This window comes from Parafrankia sp. BMG5.11 (assembly GCF_004337455.1).
The window spans coordinates 57628-64179 of sequence record NZ_SJXI01000049.1 but is presented as its reverse complement, the minus strand read 5'-3'; the positions used below and the strand labels follow the sequence as shown (position 1 = coordinate 64179).

Here is a 6552-nt window from a genome sequence, read left to right as displayed (position 1 = left end):
CTGCCGGGATGCACCTGGCCGAGGGATCTTCGGGTTCTGGCGGGAGGATGCTGGGTGGTCGCTCCGGTGCTCGCGGACGAGGAGCTGGAGGGGCTGCGCCGGTTCCCGGAGATCGGCCGGGAGGAGCTGTTCCGGTTCTTCACGTTGACCCCCGCGGATCTGGCGTTCCTCGATCCCGGTCGGGGTCGGGGTCGGGGTCGGGGTCCAGCGGACCGGCTGGGGCTTGCGGTTGCCTTGTGCACGTTGCCGTGGCTGGGGTTTGTGCCGGACGAGGTGGCGTCGGCGCCGCGGGCGGCGGTGGTGCGGCTGGCTGAGCGGTTGGGCGTCGACCCGGACGTGATCGGTTCGTACGGGCGGCGGGCCAAGACGCGCACGGATCATCTGCGGCTGGCGGCGCGGTATCTGGGGTGGCGGGTGCCGACGGCGCTGGAGCTGAAGGAGCTGGACGAGTTTCTGTTGGCGCGGGCTATGGAGCACGATTCGCCGACGTTGCTGTTCCGGCTGGCCTGTGAGTACCTGATCTCGGCGAAGGTGATCCGGCCGGGGCCGGTGACGGTGGTGAAACGGGTCGCGCACGCCCGGGAGGTCGCGGGGCAGGAGACGTTCGACCGGCTGGCGCACGAGTTCACCGACGAGCGCTGTGCTGGGCTGGACAGGCTGCTGGTGACTGACCCGGCGATCGGGATGACCTGGCTTCGGTGGTTGGGCACGGGGCCTGTGGAGGCCTCGCCTGCGGCGGTGAAGGCCGAGATCGCGAAGCTGATGTTCCTGCGCGGGATGGATGCGCACACCCTCGACTTGTCGGTGCTGCCGGCCGAGCGGCGCAGGTTCCTGGCCGCGGTGGGCCGCCGGCTGACGGCCCAGGCGTTACAGCGCCGCGAGCCGCAGCGTCGGTACCCAATTCTGCTGACCTTGGTGGCGCAGTCGGCGACCGACGTGCTGGACGAGGTCGTGCAGTTGTTCGACCAGGCCGTCTCGGCGCGGGAAAGCAAGGCTGCGCACCGGATGCGTGATGAGTTGGCCGAGCGCGGCAAGGCCGGCGAGGAACGCCAGGCGCTCCTGGACGCGGTCCTGGCGATCGTCGCCGACCCTGCGATCCCGGACGAGGACGTCGGCGGCCTGATCCGCGGGGAGAAGGTCGGGTGGGAGCGGCTGCGAGCCGCGCAGGCCGCCGCGCTGCCACCGCTGCCGCGCGACCATGGGCATCTCGCGGCGCTGGACGGCTCTTACGGGTACCTGCGGCAGTTCACCCCGCAGGTGTTGGACGCGGTGACTTTCGCCGGCGGCACCGCCGCGACCGACCTGCTCACAGCGGTGGACATCCTGCGGGAGCTGAACACCACCGGCGCCCGCAAGGTCCCGCAGGACGCCCCGACCAGCTTCGTCCCGGCCCGCTGGCGCGGCTACCTGGACACCGCGGCAAAGACGGACAACGTCACCGCATACCGCCACTACTGGGAACTGTGCACGTTGCTGGCGTTACGCGACGGGCTGCGCACCGGGGACGTGTTCGTGCCCGGCTCGCGCCGCTACTCCGACCCTGCCGCCTACCTGCTCACCCCCGAGAAGTGGGCCGATCACCGGGTCGAGTTCTGCCGGCTGGTCGGCAAGCCCGCCGACGCCGCCAGGGGGCTCGCGGAGGTCGAGGACGAGCTGCACACGGCGCTGGGCGAACTGGAGCAGACGCTCGCCGGAGGCGACGGCCCGGTCCGCCTGGACGCCGACGGCGACCTGGTGATCTCCCCGCTGTCCGCGGAGGACATTCCGGCCGAGGCGGTGGCGCTCAAGGCCGAGCTGACCGAGATGCTGCCGTTCGCGCCGATCGTGTCGCTGCTGATCGAGATGGACAAGCGCACCGGGTTCCTGGACTGCTTCACGGGGCTTGAGCAGCAACCGAACGGTCAGTGGCGTTAGCGGGCGGCAGCGGCCGGAGTTACCGCCATCCAGCGTTCCGATGCGGGTCGGTCCCTGAAGGGCCTGATCCTGCGACGGTTCGGTTGCTCTGCGCTGTCTGCTGGTGGGGCGTCCTAGATTGCGGCGTATGCCGGTGGAGTTCCTGACGGATGACGAGGCGGCGGCGTACGGCCGGTACGCGGGAGCGCCTTCGCGGGTTGACCTGGAGCGCGTGTTCTTCCTCGATGACGAGGATCGGGCGCTGGTCGAGCGTCACCGGGGCGGGCACATGAGGCTCGGATTCAGTCTCCAGCTCGTCACGGTCCGCTGGGTGGGGACGTTCCTGGAGGACCCCCTCGACGTCCCGGTCCCGGTGCTGGACTTCATGGCCGAGCAGCTCGGCGTCGCTGATCCATCCTGTGTCAAGAGGTACACCGAGCGGACCAAGACCCGGTTCGACCATCAGTGGGAGATCCGGCGCGAGTGCGGGCTGAAGGAGTTCACGGCCGCCGAGGAGGAGCTGCGGGCCTGGGTCGCGGCCCGGTCGTGGACGTCGGGCGACGGCCCGAAAGCGACCTTCACTGATGCGGTGGAGTGGTTGCGGAAACGGGATGTGCTGTTGCCGGGTCTGACGACGCTGGCACGGCTGGTCGCGCAGGTCCGCGACGACACGACCCGCCGGTTGTGGGGTGTGCTGGAGGGGCTGTTGACGGTCGGCCAGCGGTACGTGCTGGACCAGTTGCTGGAGGTGCCGCCGGGGTCGCGGGTGTCGGACCTGGAACGCTGGCGTAAGGGCCCGGCACCGCGGGGATCCGGCCCGGCGATGGCGTGGGAACCCTCGCTCGCCGAGGCGTTCACCGCCGTGTCCGGCGGCCGGTCTCGGCTGGAGGACCTGCCGACGTCGATCGCCGCCTGCCTGACCGCGCATTCCATGAACGTCGGGTACCGGCCGATCGCCAGGAAGGGCTTCCCCGCGCTGGAGCGCTCGCGTCTGTCGCACGTGTTCCAGAACTACTTCCGGCCCGAGACCCTCGCCCCGGCGAACGCACCACTCGTCACCCGCCAGGCCGGCCTGCCCCTCGCGCGGGCGTGGGGCGGCGGCATGGTGGCGGCGGTCGACGGGATGCGGTTCGTGGTCCCGGTCCCAGCCGCCTTCGCTCGCCCGAACCGCAAGTTCTTCGGATCCAAACGCGGCATGACCTGGCTCAACGCCATGAACGACCAGGGCATCGGACGCGGCGCGAAGATTGTGTCCGGGACAGTCCGCGACTCCCTGCACATGATCGATGTGATCTTCGGCCTGGATGGCGGGGAACTTCCCGAGATCGTCGTGACCGACACCGGCTCCTACTCCGATGTCATCTTCGGGCTGCTGGAGCTGCTGGGCATCTCCTACCGGCCCGCGCTCGCGGACCTGCCCGACCAGAAGGGCTGGCGGATCAGCGCCGACGCAGACTACGGCCCGCTGAACACCTTCGCCCGCGGCAAGATCGACCTCGGGAAGATCCGCCGGAACTGGGAGGACATCCTGCGGGTGGTCGCCTCCATCTACACCGGCACCGTCCGCGCCTACGACGTGGTCACCATGCTGCAGCGCGACGGGCACCCGACCGCGCTGGGCGAGGCAATCGCCGCCTACGGCCGGATCTTCAAGTCCCTGCACATCCTGGCCTACATCGACACCGACGAGACCTACCGGCGCGACATCAAGCACATCCGCAACCTGCAGGAAGGCCGCCACGCCCTGGCCCGCAAGATCTGCCACGGCCGCAAGGGCGAGCTGTACCACCGCTACGAACGCGGTCTGGAGAACCAGCTCGGCGTCCTCGGACTCGTCCTGAACTGCGTGGTCCTGTGGACCACGGTGTACCTGGACGCCGCTGTCCGCCTGCTCAAAGCCCAGGGCTACCCGGTGCGCGAGGAGGACACGGCCAGGCTGTCGCCGTTCGTCAACCGACACCTCGGAGTCCACGGCACCTACAACTTCGTCCTGCCGGACCTCGCACCCGGCACGATCCGCGAGCTGCGCGACCCCGACGCACCCGATGACGATGAGGGCGACGCGTGAACCGCCATCGAGGGCAAGCCCGATCGCGGGCGGCCGGGCTGGCGATGGCGTTCAAGCTGAGCAAGTCCACGCAGGCCCGCTGGCGTGCGGGCAACGCACCTCACCTCGTCGCGCTCGTCCGCGCCGGCGCCACGTTCATCGGCGGCCAGCTCGTCGAGCGACCCAGGGAACGGGTGGTTCTGTCCGTCACTTGTGACCGCGTTTCTCCGTGTGAACCGACCGCACGCCGTTTCGCAGGAGGTCGGACGTTGGGTGAAATCCGCTGGCCGCAGTGACGTGCTGGTGCGGGTTGGCTGATCAAGGGGGTGGTCGGTGTGGTGCGCACGACCGTGGACGGCCGTGCGCACCTGGGTGTCATTGTTGTGGGGTTGGGGTGTTGGAGACGGTGATGGTCCAGCTGATTCCGTGTGGGGCGAGGAAGGTGAGGAAGCTGGTCGGGTCGTATGCCTGTGCCGGGGCGAGCACGCCTGGTTTGGCGCCGTCGGTGACCAGGCGGCGGGCGGCTTCGACGGCGATCACGGCGGTGATGCCGTAGGTGTCGTGGCCCCGTACGATCCCGCGGGCTGATTGGCCGTCGCGGCTGACGGCGTCGATGAGGTAGGTGAACCGTTGGGTGCGGCGGTCCTCTTCGGTGGGTCCTTCGGGCAGCCTGTCGATGATCTGTGGAGTGAGCGGGGTGCCCAGTTGGGCGCCGACCGTGGCGTCGACGAGGCTCTCGACGTGCCGGACCTCTATGTGGCGGGGGATGGTGACCACCTCTGACAAGGGGCATTTCACCACGTCGGTCGGTTGCGGGGCGTCGGGCAGGGTGACCGTGGCGTGCCGGGCGGGGGTGCCGGTACGCCAGTCGCCGTCGTCGTAGCTGAGGCCGCCGGCCTTGATCGCGTCGATCGTCTCGACGGCCGAGCGGAGCGAGCCGCGGGAGAACCCGCCCCCGCCGACGATGAAGTGGCTGACGGTGATCTCCTCGATCGGTTGGACGCGTTCGGCGAGCAGGTGCGCGATGAGGTCCCCGGGGACGCAGCCGTCGTTGGTGGCGGGGACGACGGTGACCCCGGCGCGTTCCGCGTCGCCGGTGAAGGTGTCGAAGACCGCTTTGGTGTAGAGCTGCTCGCCGGCGGTGTCGACGTAGTGGCAGCCGGCGGCGATGGCCGCTCGGACCACGGCGGGGCCGGAGCTGGTGAACGGTCCGGCGCAGTTGATGACCGCGTCGCATCCGCGGAAGGCTGCCGCGAGGCGGTCGTGGTCGTCGGTGTCGGCTACCCGCTGCTCGGCGTCGCCTGTTCCCGCAGCCGTTCCCACAGTCGTCGCGGCCTCGCGCAGGCGTGCGGCGTTGCGGCCGACGAGCCGCATGTCGATGTCGCGGTGGGCCAGTTCCGCGAGGACGAGCTTTCCCTGGTAGCCGTTTGCGCCGTAGACGGCGATCTTCACGTGGATCTCCTGGTTCGAGCAATGAGTGTTGATGAGTGATGTCGTGCGAGCCGGCTGACCAGCTCGCCCGTGACTCACCGTATGGCGACATGGCGAGACGCCCAATACGTGAGCGTCTCTGTCCCATGCGCGACCGTCTTCGCATCGGATCGGGGATATACGCTGGCTGAATGGACGTGCTCTCCGATGCGGTCACCGCCATGCGCACCGGCGAACCGCACTCCGGCCGGGTACGGCGGCCGGCGCCGTTCGGCATGCGGAACCCGCCGGTCGCGGGGGCTGGCTTCCACATCGTCTTGCAGGGATCGTGCTGGCTGTTCCCACCAGACGGCGCACCGATCGCCCTCGGCGTGGGGGATGTGGCATTTCTGCCCCACGGGGCCGCCCACGGCCTCGCCGACAGCCTGTCGACCCCGCTGGTGGACGCCGCCGCGTCACTGGCCGAGATTCCGCCCGGCCAAGAAGACGACGGGGTACCAGCTGACCAGCACCCGGACGGTTCGGCCGCTGCGACGGTCATGCTCTGCGGCGCGTACCTGCTGGACCGGTCCCGGGCACATCCGCTGCTCGGCGACCTGCCGGAGGTCATCCATCTCCCGGCCCGGGTCGGACACCACCCGGGACTACGCGCCGCCGTTGACCTGCTCGGCGGTGAACTGGAGCAGCCACGGCCGGGTGGCGACGCCATGCTGCCCGCCCTGCTGGACGTGCTGCTGCTGCACATCCTGCGCGCCTGGTTCGACGAACAACCCGCCCACGGTGTCGCTACCGGCTGGGCAGCAGCGCTGCGCGATCCCGCCGTCGCCGCGGGGCTTCGGGCCATCCACAGCGACCCTGGCCGGCCATGGACCGTCGGGGAACTGGCTTCCCAGGCCGGGCTGTCCCGCGCGGCCTTCGCCCGACGGTTCGCCGCGTTGGTCGGTCAGCCGCCGCAGGCGTACCTGACCTGGTGGCGGATGACACTCGCAGCCCGGCTACTGCGCGACGGTGACGCACCGTTGGCCACAGTGGCCAGGAAGGTGGGCTACACCTCAGAGTTCGCCTTCGCCCACGCATTCAAACGGGAACACGGGTCGGCTCCCGGCGGATTCCGGAGATCCGCCCGGCAAACGTAGTCTGAGCCGCCGACAGGCGACCCACTTCGCCGAGGCTCCGGACAG

General features: G+C 69.9%; 3 protein-coding genes and 2 pseudogenes. 4 read left to right on the top strand and 1 reads right to left on the bottom strand.

The genetic code is table 11. From position 1 onward, the window contains the following. Positions 1 to 66: 66 nt before the first annotated feature. The 3 genes and pseudogenes from E0504_RS30330 to E0504_RS52405 form a co-directional block, all read left to right on the top strand. Positions 67 to 1878 (top strand): annotated as a pseudogene (locus E0504_RS30330) (DUF4158 domain-containing protein); the annotation flags it as partial. A gap of 163 nt (positions 1879 to 2041) precedes the next feature. Further along, on the top strand, positions 2042 to 3961 hold the full coding sequence (locus E0504_RS30325; protein WP_112107059.1) for a Tn3 family transposase: 1920 nt from the start codon (positions 2042 to 2044) through the stop codon (positions 3959 to 3961). Between the two features lie 23 nt (positions 3962 to 3984). Then, positions 3985 to 4236 (top strand): annotated as a pseudogene (locus E0504_RS52405) (hypothetical protein); the annotation flags it as partial. Positions 4237 to 4315: 79 nt separating this feature from the next. Here the strand turns inward: E0504_RS52405 and E0504_RS30315 are convergent. Continuing rightward, positions 4316 to 5392, bottom strand: a complete 1077-nt coding sequence (locus tag E0504_RS30315; protein WP_112107058.1) for a trans-acting enoyl reductase family protein — start codon at positions 5390 to 5392, stop codon at positions 4316 to 4318. A 170-nt stretch (positions 5393 to 5562) separates the two neighbouring features. On the opposite strand from E0504_RS30315, the gene E0504_RS30310 reads away from it, so the two are divergent. Beyond that, a complete protein-coding gene (locus E0504_RS30310) occupies positions 5563 to 6507 on the top strand; it encodes an AraC family transcriptional regulator (RefSeq protein WP_112107057.1) in 945 nt (314 codons plus the stop codon). Positions 6508 to 6552 lie beyond the last annotated feature (45 nt).

Bases quoted from the DNA above. Each gene is read 5' to 3' on its own strand.
- E0504_RS30325 (WP_112107059.1), top strand. From the start codon at position 2,042: ATGCCGGTGGAGTTCCTGACGGATGACGAGGCGGCGGCGTACGGCCGG.
- E0504_RS30310 (WP_112107057.1), top strand. From the start codon at position 5,563: ATGGACGTGCTCTCCGATGCGGTCACCGCCATGCGCACCGGCGAACCG.